21 protein-coding genes and 1 tRNA gene are annotated in these 22,849 nt (G+C 70.5%); 10 read left to right on the forward strand and 12 right to left on the reverse strand.

Annotated elements, in window-relative coordinates; all coding sequences use genetic code 11:
* Positions 1-68 precede the first annotated feature (68 nt).
* Positions 69-290: a 50S ribosomal protein L31 gene (gene rpmE / locus ACQP0T_RS22845; protein WP_433869903.1), complete on the reverse strand. Its 222-nt coding sequence runs from the start codon at positions 288-290 to the stop codon at positions 69-71.
* A gap of 244 nt (positions 291-534) precedes the next feature.
* On the opposite strand from rpmE, the gene ACQP0T_RS22850 reads away from it, so the two are divergent.
* Positions 535-921: a hypothetical protein gene (locus ACQP0T_RS22850; protein WP_433869904.1), complete on the forward strand. Its 387-nt coding sequence runs from the start codon at positions 535-537 to the stop codon at positions 919-921.
* Between the two features lie 178 nt (positions 922-1,099).
* Here ACQP0T_RS22850 and rho read toward each other — a convergent pair whose 3' ends face one another.
* The 6 genes from rho to argS form a co-directional block, all read right to left on the reverse strand.
* On the reverse strand, positions 1,100-2,965 hold the full coding sequence (gene rho, locus ACQP0T_RS22855; RefSeq protein ID WP_433869905.1) for a transcription termination factor Rho: 1,866 nt from the start codon (positions 2,963-2,965) through the stop codon (positions 1,100-1,102).
* Positions 2,966-3,800: 835 nt separating this feature from the next.
* On the reverse strand, positions 3,801-4,724 hold the full coding sequence (gene thrB / locus ACQP0T_RS22860) for a homoserine kinase (protein WP_433869906.1): 924 nt from the start codon (positions 4,722-4,724) through the stop codon (positions 3,801-3,803).
* Complete coding sequence (gene thrC / locus ACQP0T_RS22865) at positions 4,721-5,812, reverse strand: threonine synthase (protein ID WP_433869907.1); 1,092 nt, start codon at positions 5,810-5,812, stop codon at positions 4,721-4,723. The genes thrB and thrC overlap by 4 nt, the downstream gene beginning before the upstream one ends.
* A complete protein-coding gene (locus ACQP0T_RS22870) occupies positions 5,809-7,113 on the reverse strand; it encodes a homoserine dehydrogenase (RefSeq protein ID WP_345367630.1) in 1,305 nt (434 codons plus the stop codon). The genes thrC and ACQP0T_RS22870 overlap by 4 nt, the downstream gene beginning before the upstream one ends.
* A complete protein-coding gene (gene lysA / locus ACQP0T_RS22875; RefSeq protein ID WP_345367628.1) occupies positions 7,114-8,532 on the reverse strand; it encodes a diaminopimelate decarboxylase in 1,419 nt (472 codons plus the stop codon).
* Between the two features lie 48 nt (positions 8,533-8,580).
* The gene (gene argS / locus ACQP0T_RS22880; protein WP_345367626.1) at positions 8,581-10,242 is read right to left on the reverse strand and encodes an arginine--tRNA ligase; all 1,662 of its coding nucleotides are present in this window, start codon (positions 10,240-10,242) and stop codon (positions 8,581-8,583) included.
* A gap of 196 nt (positions 10,243-10,438) precedes the next feature.
* On the opposite strand from argS, the gene ACQP0T_RS22885 reads away from it, so the two are divergent.
* Positions 10,439-11,218 (forward strand): DUF3105 domain-containing protein, encoded by a 780-nt coding sequence (locus ACQP0T_RS22885; RefSeq protein WP_433869908.1) that lies wholly within the window; start codon positions 10,439-10,441, stop codon positions 11,216-11,218.
* 3 nt (positions 11,219-11,221) lie between these two features.
* Entirely contained in the window at positions 11,222-11,902 is a 681-nt protein-coding gene (locus tag ACQP0T_RS22890; protein ID WP_433869909.1) for a DUF305 domain-containing protein, read from the forward strand.
* 120 nt (positions 11,903-12,022) lie between these two features.
* Here the strand turns inward: ACQP0T_RS22890 and ACQP0T_RS22895 are convergent, their stop codons facing one another.
* Complete coding sequence (locus ACQP0T_RS22895) at positions 12,023-12,940, reverse strand: cation diffusion facilitator family transporter (protein ID WP_433869910.1); 918 nt, start codon at positions 12,938-12,940, stop codon at positions 12,023-12,025.
* A 226-nt stretch (positions 12,941-13,166) separates the two neighbouring features.
* Between ACQP0T_RS22895 and ACQP0T_RS22900 the strand changes: the two genes are divergently transcribed.
* Both ACQP0T_RS22900 and ACQP0T_RS22905 read left to right on the forward strand, forming a co-directional pair.
* Positions 13,167-13,239, forward strand: a tRNA-Arg gene (locus ACQP0T_RS22900).
* Between the two features lie 175 nt (positions 13,240-13,414).
* Positions 13,415-13,945, forward strand: coding sequence for a GNAT family N-acetyltransferase (locus ACQP0T_RS22905; protein WP_433869911.1), 531 nt, complete (start codon positions 13,415-13,417; stop codon positions 13,943-13,945).
* A 28-nt stretch (positions 13,946-13,973) separates the two neighbouring features.
* Here the strand turns inward: ACQP0T_RS22905 and ACQP0T_RS22910 are convergent, their stop codons facing one another.
* Entirely contained in the window at positions 13,974-14,639 is a 666-nt protein-coding gene (locus tag ACQP0T_RS22910) for a FadR/GntR family transcriptional regulator (protein WP_433869912.1), read from the reverse strand.
* 672 nt (positions 14,640-15,311) lie between these two features.
* Between ACQP0T_RS22910 and ACQP0T_RS22915 the strand changes: the two genes are divergently transcribed.
* Positions 15,312-15,446, forward strand: a complete 135-nt coding sequence (locus ACQP0T_RS22915; protein WP_433869913.1) for a hypothetical protein — start codon at positions 15,312-15,314, stop codon at positions 15,444-15,446.
* A gap of 110 nt (positions 15,447-15,556) precedes the next feature.
* Here ACQP0T_RS22915 and ACQP0T_RS22920 read toward each other — a convergent pair whose 3' ends face one another.
* The 3 genes from ACQP0T_RS22920 to ACQP0T_RS22930 form a co-directional block, all read right to left on the reverse strand.
* Positions 15,557-17,122: a solute symporter family protein gene (locus tag ACQP0T_RS22920; protein WP_433869914.1), complete on the reverse strand. Its 1,566-nt coding sequence runs from the start codon at positions 17,120-17,122 to the stop codon at positions 15,557-15,559.
* Positions 17,119-17,526, reverse strand: coding sequence for a DUF485 domain-containing protein (locus ACQP0T_RS22925; RefSeq protein ID WP_433869915.1), 408 nt, complete (start codon positions 17,524-17,526; stop codon positions 17,119-17,121). Before ACQP0T_RS22925 ends, ACQP0T_RS22920 begins: the two co-directional genes overlap by 4 nt.
* 213 nt (positions 17,527-17,739) lie before the next feature.
* Positions 17,740-17,877 carry a hypothetical protein gene (locus tag ACQP0T_RS22930; protein ID WP_433869916.1) on the reverse strand — a complete coding sequence of 46 codons (138 nt, stop codon included), beginning with the start codon at positions 17,875-17,877 and terminating at the stop codon, positions 17,740-17,742.
* A 401-nt stretch (positions 17,878-18,278) separates the two neighbouring features.
* Between ACQP0T_RS22930 and ACQP0T_RS22935 the strand changes: the two genes are divergently transcribed.
* From ACQP0T_RS22935 to ACQP0T_RS22950, 4 genes are all read left to right on the forward strand, one after another.
* A complete protein-coding gene (locus tag ACQP0T_RS22935) occupies positions 18,279-21,125 on the forward strand; it encodes a nitrate- and nitrite sensing domain-containing protein (RefSeq protein WP_433869917.1) in 2,847 nt (948 codons plus the stop codon).
* A gap of 15 nt (positions 21,126-21,140) precedes the next feature.
* Positions 21,141-21,581 (forward strand): roadblock/LC7 domain-containing protein, encoded by a 441-nt coding sequence (locus ACQP0T_RS22940; protein ID WP_345367610.1) that lies wholly within the window; start codon positions 21,141-21,143, stop codon positions 21,579-21,581.
* A 70-nt stretch (positions 21,582-21,651) separates the two neighbouring features.
* Positions 21,652-22,158: a DUF742 domain-containing protein gene (locus tag ACQP0T_RS22945; RefSeq protein WP_433869918.1), complete on the forward strand. Its 507-nt coding sequence runs from the start codon at positions 21,652-21,654 to the stop codon at positions 22,156-22,158.
* Positions 22,159-22,206: 48 nt separating this feature from the next.
* On the forward strand, positions 22,207-22,809 hold the full coding sequence (locus tag ACQP0T_RS22950) for a GTP-binding protein (protein WP_345367606.1): 603 nt from the start codon (positions 22,207-22,209) through the stop codon (positions 22,807-22,809).
* Positions 22,810-22,849: the final 40 nt, after the last annotated feature.

A 22,849-nucleotide genomic window follows, 5' to 3' on the forward strand; every position in this document is an offset into this window, starting at 1 on the left:
GCGGACGGCGGCTGAACGCAACGACGGCGCCCGCCCCACCTCGGGTGGGACGGGCGCCGTCGAGCTGGCTAGTTGGCCGACTTCTGCCGCTTGCCGTAGCGCGCCTCGAAGCGGGCGACGCGGCCGCCGGTGTCCAGGATCTTCTGCTTGCCCGTGTAGAACGGGTGGCAGTTCGAGCAGACCTCGACGGTGATCTGGCCCGACTTGCGGGTGCTGCGGGTGGTGAAGCTGTTCCCGCAACCGCAGTTCACCTGGGTGTCCACGTACTGCGGGTGGATCTCGCTCTTCAAGGGTTGTCCTCTCCTCGTGGCCGCCGGGTCCTCACGGCCCTCACCGCGAGGTGAACCGGAACCGGAACCAACCTGTGATTCTGCCAGATGACGGCTGTTGACCTGCAACGCAGGGTGGAGCTGCGGTATTCCGGTACCCCCGAACGCAGCAGCCGCCGAGCCGCTCGGCGCAGAACACCCGCCTTCCACCGCTGCGGACCGCTTCCCGGATGCGCCCCGGAACGGGATCGAGCATCCTCGGCGCGTGCTGCTGTGCTCGGTCATGGGGCGGCTCACGATCCGGTCGTGGGCGCTGCTGCCCGTGCTCTTCCTCACCAGCGCCGCCGGCATCGCCGCGGCGCTGGACGTGCTGCTGGGGCACCCCGTGATCGGGCACGAGACCGTGCTGTCCGCCCCGCTGCTGTTCGGCGCCGCCGCCGGGCTGATGCTGCTCGCCGACGGCCACGTCGACTGGCGGGGACGGTGGCAGCGCTACGCGCTGCGCTTCACCTACCCGCTGGCGCTGGTCGTCTGCGCGGTGGCGGTGGACGGGCTCCACCTTCCCTCCGCCGCCGCGCTCGGCTTCGGCTCGGTCGCGCTGGTGCTGCTGTGCCGCCTGCTCGCCAGCACCGGGAACGCTCCCTGCCGGTGATGACAGCAGGGGAACCTTCCTGTCACCCATGGCAGCAGGGGAACCTTCCTCCCACCGATGGCAGCAGGGGAACCTTCCTGTCACCCATGGGAGGAAAGTTCCCCTGCTGTCACCCGCCCCAAAGCGCAGGGGCCCGCACCGAGAGCGGTGCGGGCCCCTGCGTCCGGGTGGGTGGACGTCAGTCGTCGTCCTTGCCCGGGGTGTTCTTGGCGACCTGCATCAGGAACTCGATGTTGGTGCGCGCCTTGCGCAACTGGTCCTGCAGGAGTTCCAGCGCCTGCTGCGCGTCGAGCGCGGCGAGCACCCGGCGCAGCTTGTGGGTCACCGCCAGCTCGTCGGGCGAGAGCAGGATCTCGTCCTTGCGGGTGCTGGAGGAGTCGACGTCGACCGCCGGGAACAGCCGCTTGTCGGCGAGCTTGCGGTCGAGCTTGAGCTCGGCGTTGCCGGTGCCCTTGAACTCCTCGAAGATGACCGTGTCCATGGTGGAACCGGTCTCCACCAGCGCCGTGGCGAAGATGGTCAGCGAGCCGCCGTTCTCGATGTTGCGGGCGGCACCGAGGAACCGCTTCGGCGGGTACAGCGCGGTCGAGTCCACACCACCGGACAGGATGCGCCCGGACGCCGGGGCCGCGAGGTTGTAGGCGCGGCCCAGCCGGGTGATCGAGTCCAGCAGCACGACCACGTCGTGCCCCATCTCCACGAGCCGCTTGGCCCGTTCGATGGACAGCTCGGCGACGGTCGTGTGGTCCGACGGCGGCCGGTCGAAGGTCGAGGCGATGACCTCGCCCTTCACCGAGCGCTGCATGTCGGTGACCTCTTCCGGACGCTCGTCGGCGAGGACGACCATCAGGTGGCACTCGGGGTTGTTGGTGCTGATGGCGTTGGCGATCGCCTGCAGCACCATGGTCTTGCCCGCCTTGGGCGGCGAGACGATCAGCGCGCGCTGCCCCTTGCCGACGGGCATCACCAGGTCGATGATCCGGCCGGTCAGGTTGCTCGGCTCGGTCTCCAGGCGCAGCCGCTCGTTCGGGTAGAGCGGCGTCATCTTGTGGAACTCGGAACGCCCCTTGGCGGCGTCCGGCTCCAGGCCGTTGATGGAGTCCACCCGCACCAGCGGGTTGAACTTCTGCCGCTGCTGCTCGCCTTCGCGGGGCTGCCGGATGACGCCCTTGATGGCGTCGCCGCGGCGCAGGCCGTACTTGCGGACCAGGGACAGCGAGACGTAGACGTCGTTCGGTCCGGCGAGGTAGCCGGAGGTGCGCACGAAGGCGTAGTTCTCCAGCACGTCGAGGATGCCGGCCACCGGCAGCAGCACGTCGTCCTCGCGGACCTCGGGCTCGGCGCCGCCTTCCCCGCGACCGCGGTTGCGACGGCGGTCGCGGAACCGCCGACCGCGGCGGCGCCCGCCGTCGTCGTCGGCGTCGTCGTCCCGGTTGCCGCCGCCGCGCTGCTGGTTGTCCCGCTGCTGGTTGCCGTCCTGACGGCCACCGGACTGGCGGTCACCGCGGTCGGAGCGCTGGCCCTGGTTGTCGTCCGAGCCGGAGTCGGCCTGCCCGGACGGGCGACCGGAGGACCGGCGCCGGCGGTTGCCGCCGCCCCCGCCGCCGTTGCGGCGGTTCTCGTCGTCCCCGGCGGTGCCGTCGGCGGGCTGCTGCCTGCGGGAGCGGTTCCGGCTCGGCGCGCTGCTGCCGTTGCTGCCGGACTCGTTCTCGCGCGGCGCGTTGTCGCTGTCGGACGAGTCGTCGAGCGCGGGCTGGTGCGCCTTGGCCTTCTCGGCCGGGGCGTCCCCGCCGGACTTCTTCGGCGAACGCGAACGCGGCGCGCTCCCGGCGCCCTGCTTCTCCTTGATGGCGGCGATCAGGTCGCCCTTGCGCAGGCCCCCTGTCTCGATCCCCAGTTCCCCCGCGAGTTGGCGCAGCTCGGCAAGAACCATGCCGGAGAGCCCACCGCGGCGACGCGGGGTGCCGTTGGCCTCGGATTCCTGCTGGCCAGCCGGAGAGCTGCCGTTGGCGGCCTCGCTGCTCAACAGTTCGGTGTTGCTCACGAATGTCCTTCCTGACCGGAGCCGCGCCTCCTACGCGCCCCAGCGGATTGCCCGCCCGCTCTTGGAGTGCGGGCGGCCGGTGTGTGCTACCAGCTCTGTGCCGGTCGGTTCTCACCCGCGCACACGGCACGACCGACATCGGCGATGGCTCCGGGAACCAGCAGCTCGAGCAGTGGGAGGTACTCGGCTCGCGTGATCCTTCCGATGCCATGTCGTGGTACCAGTCCGGTACGTCGGAACGCTCGAATGGTGAGCCACGTGCGACGCATCCACTCCGATCCACACCCGCCGATGCACGCCCTGCTGCCGCCTCGTTTCAGGATCTGCCGATTCGATCGAGTTCGGGGAACGACCCGGTTGCCGCAGCTGCCCTGCGGGCAGGACCGCGGGATCCGACCGGGACGGCTCCCGTCCATGCGGTGTCGTGGTCACCACGGGGGCCACAGCGTGGAATCTAAGGCCCCCGCCCCTACTTCGGCAACGATGAACCCCGTCGATGGGCGTGAAGCGAACTCGATTGAGTTGACAACCCCTGCCTCGGTCACCGCGATCGGAACCCCGCCAACTTGATCTTCACCCGTGGTCGGGTGAAGCCCTTTCACAGCGAGAAGATGCGCTCCGGAAACGATGTTCCGGATGGAGCACCGGCGCCCTGCGCGCGGTGACTGATTGACCTTGAGGGTAGACGCCCTGTGAGCCAGGTGCAACAACCCCCGGGAGCGCGGCGCGCTTCCGCTGGTCGTGCCGTCGAAGCCGCACCTCACGGCCCCGACACCTCCTTTGTACCACTCCGGGGTGGCCGCCCCTCCCGCTGGGGCCTCCCGGCGGGAGGTGGTCAGGCCAGCACGCGCACGCCGGCGTCGTCCACCGGCAGCGGCAGCACCCGGAAACCCACCACCGGGACCTCCCCGGGCAGCGCGCCGCCGGAGGTCAGCGCCAGCGCGGTCGGGCCCGCGCCGGAGACCGCGGCGGGCACCCCGGCCGCGCGCAACCGCTGGACCAGCGCGTACGTGTCCGGCCAGGCCGACTCCCGGTACGCCTGGTGCAGCCGGTCCTCGGTGGCGGCCAGCAGCCGCGACGGGTCGCGGGTCAGCGCGTGCACCGCCAGCGCGGTGCGGCCCGCGGCGAACGCGGCGTCGGCGTGCGGCACCTGCTCGGGCAGCAGGCCGCGGGTGGTGTGGGTGGCCGATTCCGAGTCCGGGACCAGCGCGACCGGGTGCACGTCCGGATGCACGGGCATCCGCACCGCGTCGAACCGGCCGTCCTGCTGCCAGGCCACCACGGCACCGCCGTACAGGCTGGCCGCCGCGTTGTCGGCGTGGCCCTCCCACGCCGCGGCGCCCTGCAGCACCCGGGCGGCGGCCGGCTGCGCGGTCGGGTCCAGCCCGGCCAGCGCGTACCCGGCGGCGAATCCCGCGACCAGCGCGGCGGCCGAGGACCCGAGCCCCCGGGAGTGCGGAACGGCGTTGCGGCAGAACAGGCCCAGCGCCGGGGCCGGATGGCCGAGGTCGGCCAGCGCCCGGTGCACCGCGCGCACCACCAGGTGCCGCTCGTCGGTGGCCACCCGTCCGGCGCCCTGCCCCTCGACGGTCACCCGGGCCGAGCCGGGCGGCCCGTCGACGATCTCGACCTCGACGGTGTCGTGCAGCGACAGCGCCACGGCCAAGGCGTCGAACCCGGAGCCGAGGTTGGCGCTGGACGCGGGCACCTCGACCCGCACCGAGCCGACCGGCAACCGCGCGTCGGCCGAGGCCCTCACCGCAGCTCCAGCGCGGTGGCCACCGCCTCCGGGTCCACCGGCAGCGGCTCCACCTCGACCATGCCCGACAGCGCCGTGTCCGGGTCCTTCAGGCCGTGCCCGGTCACCGTGCAGACCACGACCGAACCGGTGGGCAGGGTGCCGTCGGCGGCGCTGGCCAGCAGGCCGGCGACGCTGGAGGCCGAGGCAGGCTCGACGAACACGCCCTCGCGGGACGCCAGCGTGCGGTAGGCGTGCAGGATGTCGTCGTCGGTGACCGCGGCGAACAGCCCACCGGAGGCGTCCTTGGCCTTCGACGCGCCGTCCCAGGAGGCGGGGCTGCCGACCCGGATGGCGGTGGCCAGGGTCTCCGGCTCGGTGACCGGCCGACCGTGCACCAGCGGCGCCGCGCCGGCAGCCTGGAAGCCGAACATCCGCGGGGTGCCGCCGATGATCCCGTCCTCGGCGTACTCGGAGTAGCCCTTCCAGTAGGCCGTGATGTTGCCCGCGTTGCCCACCGGCAGGCAGTGCACGTCGGGGGCGCGGCCGAGGGTGTCGACGATCTCGAAGGCCGCGGTCTTCTGGCCCTCCAGGCGCACCGGGTTCACCGAGTTGACCAGGGTCACCGGGTGCTCGGCGGAGGTCTTGCGGGCCAGTTCGAGGCAGTCGTCGAAGTTGCCCTGCACCTGCAGGATCTTCGCGCCGTGCACGACCGCCTGGGCGAGCTTGCCCAGGGCGATCTTGCCCTGCGGCACCAGCACCGCGGAGGTCAGCCCGGCGCGCGCGGCGTACGCGGCGGCCGAGGCGGAGGTGTTGCCGGTGGAGGCGCAGATGACGGCCTTGCTGCCGGCCGCCAGCGCGTGCGTGATGGCCACCGTCATGCCGCGGTCCTTGAACGAACCGGTGGGGTTGGCGCCCTCGACCTTGAGGTGCACCTCGCAGCCGGTCAGCTCGGAGAGGTGGTGGGCGGGGACCAGCGGGGTGCCGCCCTCCCGCAGCGTCACCACCCTGGCGCCGTCGGGCACCGCGACGCGGCCCCGGTACGCCTCGATCAGGCCCGGCCAGCCGGCCCCGGAGCGCACCTGGGCATCCTGGATGTTCGACGTCACGACGGTTCACCTTCCACGCGCATCACGCTGACCACGTCGCGCACCACCGGTAGCCGCGCGACGCTTTCCACTGTGGACCTCAATGCCTCGTCGGCGGCGGTGTGGGTGACCACCACCAGGCTCGCGTCGGCCCCGCGCCCCTGCTGCCGCACCACCGAGATGCTCACCTCGTGGTCGGTGAAGGTCGAGGCGACCTGCGAGAGCACCCCGGGTTTGTCCGCCACGTCGAGGCTCACGTGGTAGCGGGTGGGGGTCTTGCCCATCGGCTGCACCGGCAGCTTCGCGTGCGCCGACTCGCGCGGTCCGCGCCCGCCGACGACCCGGTTGCGGGCCACCGCGACGAGGTCGCCGAGCACCGCGCTGGCCGTCGGCGCACCACCGGCGCCGCGCCCGTAGAACATCAGCTCACCGGCCGCCTCGGCCTCGACGAACACCGCGTTGTAGGCGTCGCCGACCCGGGCCAGCGGGTGCGTGCTGGGGATCATCGCCGGGTGCACCCGGGCCGAGACCGACTCGCCGCCGTCCTCGTCCACCACCCGCTCGCAGATCGACAGCAGCTTCACCGTGCGGTCGAGCTGCCGGGCCGCGGCCAGGTCGCCGGGGGTGACCCCGGAGATGCCCTCGCGGTGCACGTCGCTGGCGGTGACCCGGGTGTGGAAGGCCAGCGAGGCCAGGATCGCGGCCTTGGAGGCGGCGTCGAAGCCGTCCACGTCCGCGGTCGGGTCGGCCTCGGCGTAGCCCAGGCGACCGGCCTCGTCCAGCGTCTCGGCGTACCCGGCGCCGGTGGCGTCCATCTCCGAGAGGATGTAGTTCGTGGTGCCGTTGACGATGCCCATGACCCGGTGGATCCGGTCCCCGGCCAGCGACTCCCGCAGCGGGCGCAGCAGCGGGATGGCCCCGGCCACCGCGGCCTCGAAGTAGATGTCGACACCGGCTTCGTCGGCCGCCGCGTACAGCTCCGAACCGTGCTCGGCCAGCAGCGCCTTGTTCGCGGTGACCACCGACTTGCCCGAGCGCAGCGCCCGCAGCAGCAGCGACCGCGCCGGTTCGATGCCGCCGATGAGCTCCACCACCACGTCGACGTCGCCGTCGACCAGCGCGGAGGCGTCGGCGGTGAGCAGGCCCGGCGGCACCTCCGGGTGCTTGTCGGGCCGGCGCACCGCGACCCCGGTCACCTGCATCGGCGCACCGGTCCGGGCCGCGAACTCCTCGGGCTGGTCCTGCAGCAGGCGCAGCACCTCGGTGCCGACGGTGCCGCAGCCGAGCAGCGCGACCCTGATCGGTTCACGGTTGACGTTCACTCACACCTCCAGCCGGAGCAGGTCGTCCTGGGTCTCCCTGCGCAGCAGCAGCCGCGCGCGGCCCTCGCGGACCGCGACCACCGGCGGCTTGGGCAACCGGTTGTAGTTGCTGGCCATCGAGTAGCAGTACGCACCGGTCGCCGCGACGGCGAGCAGGTCTCCCGGAGCAATGTCCTCCGGCAACCAGCAGTCGCGCACCACTACGTCACCGGACTCACAGTGCTTGCCCACGATGCGGGACAGCGCCGGGCCCGCCTCGGCGCTCCGGGAGACCAGCCGGGAGTCGTAGCCGGCCCCGTACAGCGAGGTGCGGATGTTGTCGCTCATGCCGCCGTCGACGCTGACGTAGCGGCGCACCGCTCCCCCGTCGAGGTCGACGTCCTTGGTGGTGCCCACCTCGTAGACGGTGATCATGCCCGGCCCGACGATGGCCCGGCCCGGCTCGACGGCGATCTGCGGCGGCTCGAAACCGGCGTCGGCGCACTCCTTGCCGACGATCTCGCGCAGCCGGGAGGCCAGCTCCGCGGGCGGCAGCGGGTCGTCGGCGGCGGTGTAGGCGATCCCGAGCCCGCCACCGAGGTCCACGGTGGTCACCGACGCCACCGCGTCGGCCCCGTGCTCGGCGCGCAGGTCGGCCAGCAGCCGCACCACCCGGTGCGCGGCCAGCTCGAAGCCGTCCACGTCGAAGATCTGCGACCCGATGTGGCTGTGCAGCCCGACCAGCTCCAGCGACTCCGACTTGATCGCCCAGTGCGCGGCCTCGGCGGCCTGCCCCGACGCCAGCGAGAAGCCGAACTTCTGGTCCTCGTGCGCGGTGGCGATGAACTCGTGGGTGTGCGCTTCGACACCCACCGTGACGCGGACCAGCACTCGCTGGCGCACCCCGCGCTCGGCGGCCAGGTGCTCCAGCCGGGCGATCTCGTGGAACGAGTCGAGCACCACCGACCCGACCCCGGCGTCCACCGCCGCGGCCAGCTCCTCGGTCGACTTGTTGTTGCCGTGGAAGGTGATCCGCTCGGCGGGGAAGTCGGCGCGCAAGGCGATCGCGAGCTCGCCGCCGCTGCACACGTCCAGGCTCAGGCCCTCCTCGCCGACCCAGCGGGCCAGTTCGGTGCACAGGAACGCCTTCGCCGCGTAGTGCACCGAGGCCGGGTCGCCGAACGCCGTGGCGTAGTCCCGGCAGCGGGACCGGAAGTCGTCCTCGTCGAACAGGAACAGCGGGGTGCCGTACTCCTCGGCCAGCTCGCGGACGTCGGCCCCGGCGAAGCGGACGGCGCCGTCCTCGCTCCGGGCGCAGCCGCGCGGCCACACCAGGGGGTGCAGCTCGTCGAGGTCCTGCGTGGTGGCCGGAACGGGGCCAGCGGTGTTGCCGGGCGGCACGACATCGGCGTGCCGGGGCCCGGCGGGATGGGCGCGCATGGCGGACGCTCCTTCGGACGGCCTGCGGGCAGGCCGGTTGATAGCTCGTTACATCTGTTCCGGTGCGCTGACGCCGAGCAGTCCGAGCCCGTTGGCCAGGACCTGCCGGGCCGCCTCGCAGAGGTGGAGGCGGGCGGTGGTCAGCGCGGTCGCCTGGTCGTCGCCGGGCTGCAGCACCCGGCACGCGTCGTAGAACTTGTGGTACGCGCTGGCGACGTCCTCCAGGTAGCGGGCGATGCGGTGTGGTTCCCGCAGCTCCGCGGCGGACCGCACGACCCGGGGGTACTCGCCCAGGGTACGGATCAGGTCGCCCTCGCGGTCGTGGGTGAGCAGCGCGAGGTCGGCCTCGGCCACCGGCCCCCGGTCGATGCCCAGCGAGGCCGCGTTGCGCTGCAACGACGACAGCCGGGCGTGCGCGTACTGCACGTAGAACACGGGGTTGTCGTTGCTGCGCTTGCTGATCAGGTCCAGGTCGACGTCCAGCGCGGAGTCCACCGACGAGCGGATCAGCGAGTAGCGGGCGGCATCCACCCCGACGGCCTCGACGAGGTCCTCCATCGTCACCACGGTGCCGGCCCGCTTGCTCATCCGGACGGGTTTGCCGTCCTTGACCAGGTTGACGAGCTGGCCGATCAGCACCTCCACCACCGACGGGTCGTCGCCGAAGGCCGCGGCGGCGGCCTTGAGCCGGGCGATGTAGCCGTGGTGGTCGGCGCCGAGCATGTAGACGCACAGGTCGAAGCCGCGGTGCCGCTTGTCCCGCAGGTAGGCCACGTCCCCGGCGATGTAGGCCGGCGCGCCGTCGCTCTTGATCAGCACCCGGTCCTTGTCGTCGCCGAACTCGGTGGAGCGCAGCCACCACGCCCCGTCGGCGAAGTAGACGTGCCCGGAGGTCTTGAGCTGCTCCACGGACTCGGTGACCGCGCCGGAGGTGTGCAGCGAATCCTCGTGGAAGTAGACGTCGAAGTCGGTGCCGAAGTCGTGCATGCTCCGCTTGATCTCGTCGAACATCAGCCCGACGCCGATCCGGCGGAACGCCTCGTGCCGCTCGCCCTCGGGCAGCTCCAGGGCGCCCGGTTCCGCGTCGAGCACGGCGGCGGCGATGTCGGCCACGTAGGACCCGCCGTAGCCGTCCTCCGGCGCGGGCTCGCCCCGCGCGGCGGCCAGCAGCGAGCGCACGAACCGGTCGATCTGCGCGCCCGCGTCGTTGAAGTAGTACTCCCGGGTCACCTCGGCGCCCTGCGCGGCGAGCACGCGGCCGAGGGCGTCGCCGACGGCCGCCCAGCGGGTGCCGCCGAGGTGCATCGGACCGGTCGGGTTCGCCGAGACGAACTCCAGGTTGACCTTCAGGCCCCGGTAGAGGTCGGCCTGCCCGTAGGCGTCGGCGCCGCCGAGCACGTCGCGCACGATCTGTCCCTGCGCGTCGGCGGCCAGCCGCAGGTTGAGGAAGCCCGGACCGGCGACGTCCACCTCGGCGATCGACGCGTTGTCGGTCAGCGCCTCGGCCAGCCAGCCCGCCAGCTCGCGCGGCGGCACCCCCGCCTTCTTCGCGACCTGCATCGCCACGTTCGTCGCGTAGTCGCCGTGCTCGGGATTGCGGGGTCGCTCCACGGTCACCGCCTCCGGCAGCACGGAGGTGTCCAGCCCTCGGGCGGCCAGGACGTCGACGGCGGTGGTGCGGACGAGTTCAGCGAGCGCGGCAGGAGTCACCTCTCGGAGTTTAAGGATGCGTCCGCGCTGTTCAGCGGCCGGGTTGCGGTGCGGCGGAGCCGGTCCAACACGCCGGGTGAACGGCTGATCGCGTTTCGGCGGACCGTGGTGTACACAGGCGGGATCCGGGGGTGGCGCCGGTCTCTAGACTGGTGATCAGCTCCCGACACGGCTGGCGAGACGAGGTCCGACGAGCATGGCAAAGAAGAGCAATAACCGCGGCCCGGTGGTCGCACAGCGCTCCTTCCCCTGGGTGCTGGTCTCCGGGATCACCGTGGTGGTCGTGTTCGCGGCCGTGATCTTCGGGTTCGTGTTCACCCGGTGGCAGGACAACGCGGACGTCCGCCAGGCCCAGGCGGAGGCCGAGAAGGCCAGCGCGCCGTTCAAGCCGAGCCCGGAGAACCCGGACCCGTCCAAGGACATCCCCGGCGTCACCATCGTCGACTACCAGGGCCAGATCCACGTGCGCCCCGACCAGCGCGTCGCCTACGACCAGTCGCCGCCGTTCGGCGGACCGCACGACGGCATCTGGGCCGACTGCACCGGTGTCGTCTACCCGGAGCCGGTGCGCACCGAGAACATGGTCCACTCGCTGGAGCACGGCGCCGTGTGGATCACCTACGACCCGGCGCGGGTCGGTCCCGACGCCCTGGCCAAGCTCGAGGCCCGGGTCGACGGCAAGCCCTACACCATGATGTCGCCCTTCCCCGGGATGGACAGCCCCATCTCCGTGCAGTCCTGGGGGCACCAGCTCAAGGTCGACAACGCCGACGACGAGCGGATCGACCAGTTCATCACCGCGCTGCGGCTCAACGGGCACGGCGTCTACCCCGAGATCGGCGGCTCCTGCCAGGCCTACCCGGGCGCGTTCAACACCAACGACCCGCCCGCCTTCAACCCCGCCCCGCCGGGTCCCGACGCGGTGCCGATGAACGCCACCAGCGGCACCGCCCCCGCCGGCGACATGGGGCAGTGAGCCGTGGCCGCTGAGCAACCGCCCCGGCGACCGCTGTCCGCGCGGATCTTCGTCGCGGTCGCCGCGGCGGTGGCCCTGCTGCTGCTCGGCGCCACCCTCGGGCTCTTGATCAAGGTCCCCGAGGCGGACCGCGCCGAGCCCCGGCCGACCGCGGTCGACATCGGCTTCGCCCAGGACATGACCGTCCACCACCAGCAGGCGGTCACCATGGCCACGCTGGCCCGCGAGTTCGGCCACGACGTCGCCGTCCGGCAGCTCGCGTTCGACATCGAGACCAACCAGCGCGACCAGATCGGCCGGATGCAGGGGTGGCTGAGCCTGTGGCACCAGCCCGCCCAGGCCGTCGGCCCGCCGATGACCTGGATGAGCGGCAGCGACGGCCACCAGCACCACCGGGGCCAGCCCTCGACGCCGAGCGGCGGCCTGATGCCCGGCATGGCCAGCAGCGAGGAGATCTCCCGGCTGCAAGGGCTGCGCGGCCCCGAGTTCGACGTCTACTTCCTCCAGCTCATGCTGCGCCACCACGAGGGCGGCGCCGCGATGGCCCGCCACGGCGCGCAGCACGCCGCGCTGCCCGCCGTGCGCAACCTGGCGACCAACATGCTCGGCTCGCAGGCCACCGAGAGCGACCTCATGCGCCGGATGCTCGGCGACCGCGACGCCGCCCCCCTCGCCACGGGCTGACCCACCCCTGCCACCCGGAAGGGCCGGTGCTCCACCCGAGCGCCGGCCCTTTCGCCTGCTTGCGGCGGGTGGCAGCAGGGGAACCTTCCTGTCACAGGTGGGAGGAAGGTTCCCCTGCTGTCACCACGTCAGCTCCTGGCAACGGCGGGCGCACTCGGCCGGTTCGACCTGCAAGGTGGCGTGTTCGATCTCGTACCGCTCCGAAAGCAACCGTTGCGCTGCCGTCAGCACGCCGCCGTGGTCTGCGCCGGCCCGGATGGTCAGGTGCGCGGAAGCCACCTCCATGCCGGACGTGAGGGTCCACACGTGCACGTCATGCACCTCAGCCACCGCAGGCAGTGCCGCGAGCTCCGCGCGGAGCTCCGTCACGTCGATGCCTTCGGGGGCCTGCTGGACCAGGATCCGCAGCGCCTGCCGCGCCAGCCGCCAGGTCCGGGGCAGCACGAACAGCCCGACCGCCACACCGATGATCGGGTCGGCCAGGTACCAGCCGAATGCCCAGGTCACGAAGCCGCCGATCAGCACCCCGACGGACCCGATGGTGTCGGCGAGCACCTCCAGGTACGCCCCGCGCACGTTGAGGCTCTCCTTGGAGCCGCTGCGCAGCAGCGCGAACACCACGAGGTTGGCGATCAAGCCGACCGCAGCCGTCAACATGATCGGCAGGCCAGCCACCTCCGGGGGTTCCCGGAAACGCCCGATCGCCTCGTAGAGGATGTAGCCGGCGACGCCGAACAGCAGCACGGCGTTGGCCAGCGCGGCCAGCACTTCCATCCGGTACAGGCCGAAGGTCCGCTTGTCCCCGACGGAACTGCGGGCAGCGGTGATGGCCGCCAATGCCATGCCGACCCCGAGCACGTCGGTCAGCATGTGACCGGCGTCGGAGAGCAGCGCCAACGAAGAGGTCATGAAGCCGACCACGGCTTCGAGCACGAAGAAGACGAGCAGTATTCCGAACGACCATGCCAGTCGTGTGACGTACCGCCCCGACGCGCTGGCCGCATCAGCAGCCGAGCCGTGCCCGTGTCCGTGCCCCATGATCACTTCCTCTCGTCGACACCCCAAGATATATAGTCAAGTACGCATGAGTGCAACCTGAGTGACGCGAGCAGGGGAACCTTCCTCCCATCCGTGACAGGAAGGTTCCCCCTGCTGCCACCTCAGGAACGAAAACCACCGATGAGCAGCACGCGAACAACAGGGCCCACCCCCGGCACAGCTGGCCGCAGGCGTGCGCTAAGCTAGTCAACGTCGAAAACGACGGGCCCTCGTAGCTCAGCGGATAGAGCACTGCCCTCCGGAGGCAGGTGTCGCAGGTTCGAGTCCTGCCGAGGGCGCCCAACGAAGACATGTGAACGCCCCTGATCAGGCAGGATGCCAGCAGGGGCGTTCTCGTTTTTCTGGCGCCGACTGACACTCGCCTGCGCGGCGTGTCCGACACCACAGGAACCGTGCATCCCGGCTTCTCGAATCGGTGATTCGCACGAAACGCAGACCTCGTAACCTCCACGCGTGCCCGAGCCCCTGATCGCGCTGGACGACCCTCGCGCGGCCGACGTGCGCGCGTTCCTGGGGCACCACTGGGAGTTCACCCGCACGCACAGTCCACCCGAGGACGTCCACGCACTGGACCTCGACGGCCTGCTGGATCCCGCGGTCACGTTCTGGAGCTACCGCACCGGCGGCCAACTCCTCGCCGTCGGTGCGTTGAAGCAGCTCGACGACCACCACGCGGAGATCAAGTCGATGCACACCGCGCGAGCAGCACGCGGGCAGGGGGTCGGACGGGCCATGGTCACCCACCTACTCGAAATCGCTCGCGAACGCGAGCTGGCCAGGGTCAGCTTGGAAACGGGATCCATGTCAGCTTTCGCGCCGGCACGGACCTTGTACACCAGCGCGGGGTTCACCGCATGCCCTCCGTTCGCCGACTACGCTCCGAGCCCGAACAGCACCTTCATGACGTTGGCACTGACGGCCACCCCGGCGAACCGCACAGCCGCGCAGCCCTCACCAACGGTGCGCGCGATCGAGGTGGAGTGACAGCAGGGGAACCTTCCTCCCACCGGGTTCACGGCCGCCCAACGGCGTAGAAGTCGATGATGTGATGACGCACGAGCTCCACACCGCGTTGCGTGTCACCAGTGCGGACGGCGTGCAGGATCGCCCGGTGCTCCTCCTGCACCGACCTGGCCGTCCGGCGCCAGTCCGGCAGCTTCTCGTACGCCTCGATCATGTTGCGCTGGATGGCCATGCGCAACGAGCTCATCAAGTACGACGCCAGCGCATTGCCGGTCGCCTCGGTGAGGCGGACGTGGAACTCGGTGTCGAGGCGATTGAAGCCGCGCGCGGTCAGCTCCGGCGCGTCCATCTCGCCGAGCAAGGCTTCGAGCTCGCGGAAGTCCTGCTCTCCCGCGTGGGCAGAGGCTTCCACGATCGCCCACTCTTCGAGCATCGAACGGGTGCGCAGGACATCACCGTCACCGAAATGCCCGAGCGCGAGCTGCATCCGCAGCAGGTTCGCGAATCCGGACCCCGGGGTTCCGACGAAAACGGTGCCGCCATCCGGTCCCCGCCCGACGCGCACCTCGACGATCCCGAGCGCTTCGAGCACGCGCAGTGCTTCGCGCAACGACGGTCGGCTCACCCCCAGGAGCTGCGAGAGTTCGCGCTCACTGGGCAACCGATCGCCGGGAGCCAGCAGGCCGTCCAACATGCGTTGCTCGATCTGTGCCATCACCTGCTCGTAGGCGCGGATCTTCCGGACCGGCTCCCACGGGCTCTGACTCGCCGAACCCACATCACTCCTCGGATCGGACGGTTGGGAACGCCAGCCTACGGTCGCGGCGAACCCCACAGGACCGCATCGCGCGGAAGCCCACCGGTCGCGGCGAACCGGCCATCGGGCGGTGACCGGTTAAGGACCGGTTATCCCCACCGTCGGCTACCCATAACGCCTCCGCCGACGACCGGTGTACCCGACGTGACCTGCGGCGATAGCGACGGGAAGGCCGTCGGTCCTGAACACGGAGCCGTGGACTTCAGGACCGCTCCGTTGGCATGATCAACACAGTCCCGTTCGGCGGAATGTTCCACGAACCTCTCGCCGACTCGCCCGCCATCGAGGAGACCCGACGTGAACCGGCGTCGACGCGCTGCTGCCGCAGGCCTCCTGTCGCTCGCCTGCTCGCTTCCACCGCAAGTGGCCCACGCCACCGGGGAACCGCCGGCGGAGATCCACCTGTGCCGATCGGGACCCCACGAGCTGGTCGGTTCCCGCTCGACGACCGACTCCGACGGGCGGCCACAGCCGCCGAGCGGATCCGGAGGAGACCAGAAAGGACACCTCAGTCCCCGTGCGGCCGCGCACCGGATGATCCCGGCCGGGCCTCCCTGCGGTGACATCACCGTGCTCCCAGGCCCGGCAACGCTGGTGCTCCAGCAACCGGTGGAGGAGCCCGTCACCACCCACGGCCTGCACCCGGCTCCCCGCACCAGCGAGATACGAGCCTTGCTCACCGGGCTCTGGTCGTTGTTCGAGTGAGAGCAGGGGAACCTTCCTGTCACCGGTGGCAGCAGGGGAACCTTCCTGTCACCACTGGCAACAGGGGAACCTTCCTGTCACGCATGAGAGGAAGGTTCCCCTGCTGCCACTCACGAAGCGCCGATGCCGGTGAGAGCGCGCACCTCCATCTCAGCACTGCGCCGCCTGCTGACGCCCTCGCCGACGAACGTGCCGACGTAGCCGCACAGCAGCGAGACCGGGATCGACACGATGCCGGGATTGCTCAACGGGAACCAGGCGAAGTCCACGTCGGGCACGACCGCGTCGGGTGCGCCGGACACCACCGGCGAGAACACGACGAGCACCAGGCAGGACGCCAATCCGCCGTAGATGCCCCACAGCGTGCCGGTGGTGTTGAACCGCCGCCAGAACAGGCTGAACAGCAGCGTGGAGAAGTTCGCCGAGGCGGCGAAGGCGAACGCCAGGCCGACGAGGAAGGCGATGTTCTGCCCGTTGACGAGGATGCCGCCGAGGATGGAACCCGCGCCGATGACCAGCGCCGTCCACCGGGCGACGCGGACTTCGGCGTCCTGTTCGGCGTTGCCCCGCTTGATCACGTTGGCGTAGACGTCGTGGGCGAAGGAGGCCGAGGCGGTCAGGGTCAGCCCCGCGACCACGGCGAGGATCGTCGCGAACGCCACGGCGGCGACGATTCCGAGCAGCACGGTTCCGCCGATCCGGTAGGCCAGCAGCGGCGCGGCGGAGTTCTCCCCGCCGGGCGCACCGAGAACGGCTTCACTGCCGACCAGTGCGCCGGCGCCGTAGCCGATCACCAGCGTGCACAGGTAGAACAGCGCCATCCCGCTGGTCGCCCAGACCACCGAGCGCCGCGCCTGCGGGGCGTTGGGCACGGTGTAGAAGCGCATCAGCACGTGCGGCAACCCCGCGACGCCGAGCACCAGGGCCAGCGACAGGGAGAGGAAGTCGATCCGGCTCAGCGGGGTCTGCCCGTACTGCGCGCCGGGTTCGAGGATCCGCTCGCCGAGCGGGTTGTTCGCGGCCGCCTGCTGGAACAGCGAGCTGATGTCGAACCCGAACTTGCCGAGCAGGAACAGGGTGATCAGCACGACGCACAGCAGCAGCAAGCTGGTCTTGATGATCTGCACCCAGGTGGTGCCCTTCATCCCACCGATGAGCACGTAGGCGACCATCACCACGCCCACCACGACGATCACGATCGCTTGCCCTTGAGCGCTGTGCACGTTGAGCAGCAAGGCGACGAGTCCGCCCGCGCCGGCCATCTGCGCGACCATGTAGACGACCGAGATGATCATCGTGGACACCGCCGCGGCGGCCCGCACCGGGCGCTGGCGCATCCGGAAGCTGAGCACGTCGCCCATCGTGAAGCGGCCGGTGTTGCGCAGCGGCTCGGCGATGAGCAGCAGGTTGACCAGCCAGGCCACCAGGAAGCCGATGGAGTACAGGAAGCCGTCGTAGCCGTGCACCGCGATCGCCCCGGCGATGCCGAGGAACGAGGCGGCGGACAGGAAGTCGCCGGAGAGCGCGATGCCGTTCTGCGCACCGGTGAACCGGCCGCCGGCGGCGAAGTAGTCGCTGGCGGTGCCTCGGCTGCTGACCCGGTAGACGATGTACAGCGTGATCAGCACGAAGAGGCCGAAGATCCCGGCGTTGAGCACCGGATTGGCGTCGATCACCGCGGTTCCTCCCCGGTGGCCTCGAGGTGGATCTCGCGCACCCGCGGGTCGATCACGCGGGTCGCGAAGCGCACGTAGAGCGCGGTGATCAGCAGCGTGCTGAGGAACTGGGCGAGGCCGAGGAGCAGGCCGACGTTGATGACGCCGACCACGCGAACGGCCATGAGCTCCGGCAGGTACGCCGCCAGCACGACGAAGCCGATGTACCAGAGCAGGAACAGCGAGGTCATCGGGAAGATGAACCGCCGCTGCCGCCTGCGCAGCTCCTGGAACTCTGGGCTGGCGGCGATCGCGGCGAAGTCGGGCGGGGCACCGGGATCCCGGGCCGGTGCCCGGCCGATCTCGCCGAACGTCGCCGGTGGGTCGGCGGGCTGGCGGTGCGAGGTGCGGGTGGGCTGGGGCATGCGTCCTTTCCTCTGTCCTTTCGCGACGGCATTTCCGAGCACCGACCGTCCCCCGGACGCACGACCGCCGACTCGACGTACATCCGGGCGGAGGAACCGAACCGCGACCAGGGCGGAATTCTAGCCAGCAATGCTCGTTTTCCCGAGGCCTGCGACGACGCTGCACACACATTGATGAATTGGGCGGTCACGCTTCGTCAGCATCGCCGGTCGTCAGGCAATCGCCGCACCAAGCTGAAAAGAATTCATCACGGCCTGCTGGACCTCGGCCCGCGTGCGCTTTTTCCACCACCACCCGGAGGACTGTTCGACGAAGAAGTCAAAGCGGGCTCCGCCCCGGAACGGAATCACGACATCGCCCCTTCAACCATCGGGTGATATTCGGGAACCCGTTTCCTCGCACTTCGACCACGCGCCGTGCGCAGCCCGGTTCCACGACCGCGACACCTTCCGCGCCGATCACCCACCGGACACCCATCATCGCTGGTCAGCGCCTTGGCGGCGAAGCGCGAGGAGCATTCGGGCAATCGGGTAAAGTTCGGCAACCGACAACCGGCCAAGAATCGGCATCCGGCACGACCGAGGATCACGGGAAGACCAGCCCGTTCCCGGGAACCGAACGCAACCCTCACCCGTGCACCGCACTGCGACCCTCGGGTGAGAGCCGCCGCGCACCACGGACGGGCCCGTACTGCCCACAACACGAACGCGCTGCCGCCGAAAAATCCAGCCGCGCGGGAAAGGACTGCGTCGTGAGCAGCGGACTCGACAACTCCCCTGCGAGCGCGATCCGGGAAGACGCCCAGGAACACGCCGCACCGACGTGGCGCGAACGGATCACCAAGTGGCGCAACTGGAAGCTGCCGGTCAAGTTGACCGCGGTGGTCCTAGTGCCGGTGGTCTTCGCCTTGGCGCTGGGCGTGGTCCAGATCCGCGACCAGATCCTGCGGGCCGACGAGTACCGCGAGATCGAGCACATCGTGGCCGCCGCCGGGGCGGTGCGCACGAGCATCGTGGAACTCCAGCGGGAACGCAGCCAGGCCGCCGAATACCTGACCGCGCCGCGCTTCCTGACCGACGAGCCCGACAGGTACCACCGCGCCTCCGAACGGGCGGTCCGCACCGCCCGCAGCGCGCTCGACGCGGTCCCCGCCAGCGAGGCGGTGCGGTTCGCCCGGAACGACGCCGAACGACTGCTGGACGAGCTCGCCGACCTGCGCCGCGACGTGCTCGGCACCGACGTCGACCCCGACGTGGTCACCAGCTCCTACACCGAGGTCATCGGCGTGCTGATGGCGCTCGACCGGACGCTGATCAGCCAGATCTCCTCCGCCGAACTGGTCGCCAGGGCCACCACCGCGCACGAACTGGCCAAGATCAGCGAAGAGATCCAGCTCCAGCAGGCGCTGGTCCTCACCGGGCTCAACAACCGGCACTTCAGCAGCGACACGCTCGCGAAGCTGTCCGCCAGCGAGGCCCGCCGAACCGCGGCGGTCAAGGAGTTCCGCGCCTCGGCGAGCGCCGACCTGCGCAACCGCTACGACCGGCTCTACGCCGAGCCGGACGTGCCCGCCCGCGAATCCGCGGTCCAGCTCGCGATGGCCGAGCGCGGCGAGGAACCGTCCGGGACGTCCTCGCCGCTGTTCTCCCCGTCCGGGTGGAAGGAGCAATCGCGGACGGCGCTCGCCGCGATCGGCGCCTTGCAGGCGGCGGTGGACCAGCGGATCCTGCACACCGCCTTCACCTTGCAGGACGCCGCCAGCGACCTGGCCGGCGTTGACTCGGTCATCCTGCTGTCCGCGCTGCTCATCGCCAGTGCCGTGGTGATCCTGGTGACGCGGCAGCTCGTCGCGTCGCTGGACCTGCTGCGGCGCAGCGCCCTGGACGCCGCCACCCACCAGCTCCCCCGCGCGGTGACCGACATCCGCGCCGGGCGCCGCCGCCCCACGATGATCCGCCGGGTGCCGGTGGAGACCACCGACGAGATCGGCGACGTCGCGCAGGCGTTCGACGCGGTGCAGACGCAAGCCGTCAACCTCGCTTCCGAGCAGGCCGAACTGCGCCGCGCCTACAGCGACTCGTTCGTCAACGTCTCGCGGCGCAGCCAGAGCCTGCTGGAACGCCAGCTGCGGCTGTTCGAGCAGCTCGAGCGCGACGAAGAGGACCCGGACCAGCTCGAGACGCTGTTCCAGCTCGACCACCTCGCCACCCGGATGCGCCGCAACAACGAGAACCTCATGGTCTTGTCCGGGACCGATCCGGCCCGCCGCTTCGTGCACCCCACCTCACCCGCCGACCTCATTCGCGCCGCCGTGTCCGAGATCGAGGAATACCCGCGGGTGGTCGTCCACCGGGTGCCCGCCGTCGGCGTGGTCGGCTACGCGGCCAGCGACGTGGTGCGCTTGCTGGCCGAGCTGATCGACAACGCGGCGCAGTACTCCGCCCCGACTACCCAAGTGGTCGTCTCCGGCTTCGAACTCGACGACGGCGCGATCGTCATCGAGATCGTCGACCAGGGCATCGGGATGAGCACCGCGGAACTGACCGCCGCCAACCAGCGGCTGGCCAGCGACGGCGAGATCGACCCGTCCACCTCGCGGCGGATGGGGCTGTTCGTGGTCGGCAGGCTCGCGACGCGCCACCGCATCGGCGTGCACCTGCAGGCGGGCGCCGACGACACCGGCGTCCACGCCACCGTCCAGTTGCCCGCCGACCTGCTCGTCTCCCTGCCACCGCTGGCCGCGATGACCAACGGCCTGCCCGCGCTGCCCGGCGCACCCGACCCCGCCGAGCGCACGCTGGTGCACCAGTTCGACTGGGCCGCAGCCGAGCGCGATGCCGAGCCCGGAATGCGCAACGGCTTCCACCTCTTTCGGCCGGAACACGACTCGCCCGCAGGCGACGCACCCGCTTCGATCCCGCTGCAGCGCCCGGAGCACGACGACGACACGGTCGTCATCGACGCGCTGTCGTCGGCGTGGTTCCGCAGCCTCCCGAACCAGCCACCCCAGCCTCGGTGGCCTTCGGGTGGGGACGGCTGTGACAGCAGGGGAACTTTCCTCTCAGATGTGGCAGGAAGATTCCCCTCCTCGCCACCTCCCAAAGGCGAGAGCTGGCACTTCACCGCGGACCTGGAGCAGCGCCGAGCGGAGCAGGTGGCCAACGCCGAGCCGGCGGACTACACCCCTGCGGGCCTCCCGGTCCGCATCCCGCAGGCGCATCTGGTGGCGGGCAGCGTCCACAACGCACGCCCGGAGCCACCGCCGCAGCCGCCGAGGGACCCCGCCGTGGCCCGCGACCGGTTCGCCAGCTTCCAAGAAGGACTGCGTCGGGGCCGCCATCGTCAGGGCGGCGAACACACCTCGAACGAGGGCGGCGGCGACCAGCCGGAGGCCGACCATTCGCTCCCCGAGCACACCGAATCCGGCCTCCCCCGGCGCACCCCGCAGTCCCGGTCCGCCGCGAGCAGCAGCACCGATGCTCCCGACCACTCGCGGCGCGATGCCGACCTGCTGCGCGGGCGGTTGAACAGCTTCCAGCGCGGTGCTCGGGAAGGAAAGCACAGCCTGCGGCCGAATGGCGAGCAACCGAACCAGTGAGGAGAACGTGCCCGTATGAACTCACACCAATCCCAACCCGGCCAGTTCGGCTGGCTGGTCACGGATTTCACCGAACGCGTGCCGGGTGTCGCCCACGCCGTCGTGGTCTCGGCGGACGGGCTGCTGCTGACGGCTTCGGCGAAGCTCCCGACCGACCGGGCCGACCAGTTGGCGGCGGTCGCGTCCGGGCTGCTCAGCCTGACCCAGGGAGCCGCGCGATGCTTCGAAGCGGGCACCGTCGTCGAGACGGTCGTGGAGATGGAACGCGGTCTGATGCTGCAAATGGCTATCAGCGACGGTTCCTGCCTGACCGTGCTGGCCGCGCCGCAGTGCGACATGGGACTGATCGCCTACGAGATGGCCCTGCTCGTCGAGCGCGTGGGCCAGATTCTGACCCCCGAACTGCGCTCCCAGCTCCGGGGATCGAATCGAGTGATGACCAGCCAGTCGGTGTGAGGACGTCATGAGCACAGGTCCGGACTCAGCAGGGCACCAGGACGCCCGCGAATCGTCCGAAGCCGACGCCGTGGCGGAGGTCTTCAACCGGTTCACGCTCGACAGCGGCCGTCGGCGCCGACGCAAGCGCAAGGATGGTTCCCCTCCTGACGAGGAAACCAGCCAGCAGCCCTCCGAACCGGAGGCCTCGTGGCCGGAGGACGAGCCGTCTCCCCGTACCGACAACGGGCAAGAGGAGATCAAGTCCACCTCGATCAGGCCCTACGCCTGGACCGGTGGCCGCACCCGGTCCAACCAGCGCCTGGAGCTGGAAACCCTGGTCTCCACCAGTGAACTCGGCCAGCAGTCCCGACTGCAGCGGACAGAGCACCATGCGATCGCTGAGCTGTGCACGCACCCGAAATCCCTCGCGGAGGTGTCGGCGATGCTCTGCGTACCGCTGGGCGTGGCGCGGGTGCTGGTCGGCGATCTGGCGGACCTCGGCTTGATCACGGTGCACGACACCGCCAGCGAATCCGACTCCACCTCGCACCTGCTGCTAATGGAGCGGGTGCTCAGCGGCCTCCGCCGCCTGTGAACCGCAACGTTGCCACCACTTCGACTCGACCACTGAAGGTGCACGGATATGACACCTGACACGCGATCCCGGACGGACCTGCCCGCCGTTCCCGCGACCACTGCGTCGGCGAAGATCGTCGTCGCGGGTGGGTTCGGCGTCGGCAAGACCACGTTCGTCGGTTCGGTTTCGGAGATCGTGCCGCTGACCACGGAAGCCGTGATGACCGAGGCCAGCCACGGCATCGACGACCTCAACGCCACGCCGTACAAGAACACCACCACCGTTGCGATGGACTTCGGTCGGTTGTCCTTGGACTCCGACCTGATCCTCTACCTCTTCGGCACCCCCGGCCAGCAGCGCTTCTGGTTCATGTGGGACGACCTCGTGCGCGGGGCGATCGGGGCCGTGGTGCTCGTCGACACCCGCAGGCTCGCGGACTGCTTCTCGGCCATCGACTTCTTCGAGGACCGCAAACTGCCGTACATCGTCGGGGTGAATTGTTTCGACAACACCCTGCTGCACCGCGTGGAGGAGATCCGGGAGGCCGTCGCCATCTCCCCGGACGTACCGATCGTGACGTGCGATGCCCGCGACCGCGATTCGACGAAGGAAACGCTGATCAAGCTGGTCGAGTACGCCATGCAGTGGTGGGTCCGGCGCACGGCGTAGTGGCAGCAGGGGAACCTTCCTGTCAGCGGTGAGAGGAAAG

It is taken from the genome of Saccharopolyspora sp. CA-218241, from assembly GCF_050954615.1.
Taxonomy (GTDB): Bacteria; Actinomycetota; Actinomycetes; order Mycobacteriales; family Pseudonocardiaceae; genus Saccharopolyspora; species Saccharopolyspora cebuensis.